This is a genomic window from Secundilactobacillus paracollinoides DSM 15502 = JCM 11969, from assembly GCF_001311135.1.
Lineage (GTDB): Bacteria > Bacillota > Bacilli > Lactobacillales > Lactobacillaceae > Secundilactobacillus > Secundilactobacillus paracollinoides.
The window spans coordinates 1-1184 of sequence record NZ_BBAG01000153.1 but is presented as its reverse complement, the minus strand read 5'-3'; the positions used below and the strand labels follow the sequence as shown (position 1 = coordinate 1184).

General features: G+C 36.6%; 1 protein-coding gene. It reads left to right on the top strand.

Annotation, left to right across the window (positions count from 1 at the left end; translation table 11 throughout):
• Window positions 1-19: 19 nt before the first annotated feature.
• Entirely contained in the window at window positions 20-1135 is a 1116-nt protein-coding gene (locus JCM11969_RS16700; RefSeq protein ID WP_054713013.1) for an IS256 family transposase, read from the top strand.
• The last annotated feature ends 49 nt before the right edge of the window (window positions 1136-1184 follow it).

The following is a 1184-nucleotide window of genomic DNA, read 5'->3' as shown; positions in this document are numbered from 1 at the left end:
ACAGCATCAAGACCTAGATATCATTTTCAAAGATCAGCTGGAAATAGCCATTAATGAGCTTTTACAAAATGAACTTTCTGCATTCTTAGGTTATGAACCATATGATAGAAATGGCTTCAATTCTGGAAATTCACGTAATGGACACTATATGAGAACCTTTAATACAAAATATGGCGAATTGAATCTTACGATTCCACGTGATCGGAACGGAGAATTTGTTAACCATACTTTACCGGCCTATCAACGTAGAACAGACCAGTTAGAACAAACTGTCATTCAGCTTTATCAAAAGGGAATTACTACTCATGAAATCGCAGATTTGATGGAAAAGATGTATGGTTCCTATTACACGCCACAAACCGTTTCTAATCTGACTAAGGTAGTCAATGAACAGGTTACGGCTTTTAAGAACCGAACTCTATCAGAACGATATGCCGTCATTTATTTGGATGCCACTTATCTCCCCCTACGACGTGATACAGTTGCCAAAGAAGCAGTTCATATTGCAATTGGCATTCAGCCTAATGGGTATAAAGAAATTCTATCTTATAAAATAGCTCCCACAGAGTCTAGTTCAGTTTGGTCTGAAGTGTTGGCAGATTTGAAACATCGTGGGGTTCAACAAACCTTACTGTTTGTCGCTGATGGATTAGTTGGCCTAGAAACCGCGGTTGGTAAATATTATCCAACCGCAGTAATTCAGCAATGTTTAGTTCATGTAAGTCGTAATATTTCGCATCATGTACGCGTTCACGACCGCCAGACTGTGTTAAATGACTTTAAGTTAATTCATAAAGCAGCTAATAAACGAATGGCTGAGCATAGCTTAGCCAACTTTATTGATCGTTGGCGTAAAAGATATCCAAAAATTACGCAAGAGTTATTAAAGAATCAAAAAATACTAGTATGTTTTGATTTTCCACCGGCCATCCGGTCTAGTATTTACAGCACTAATCTTATCGAATCATTTAACAAAAAATTTAAACGACAAACGAAGAAACGAGAACAATTTCCAAACGAAGAATCGTTGGAAAGAACTTTGATGACCGTAATTCTTGATTATAATGATAAGTTTGGTCAACGATCGCATAAAGGGTTCAACTTAGTTCAAGACACTTTAGAATCTATGTTTTAAAGAAAAAGACGAGAGGCTTTTCTATTTACACATAAAATTTGACACTCTC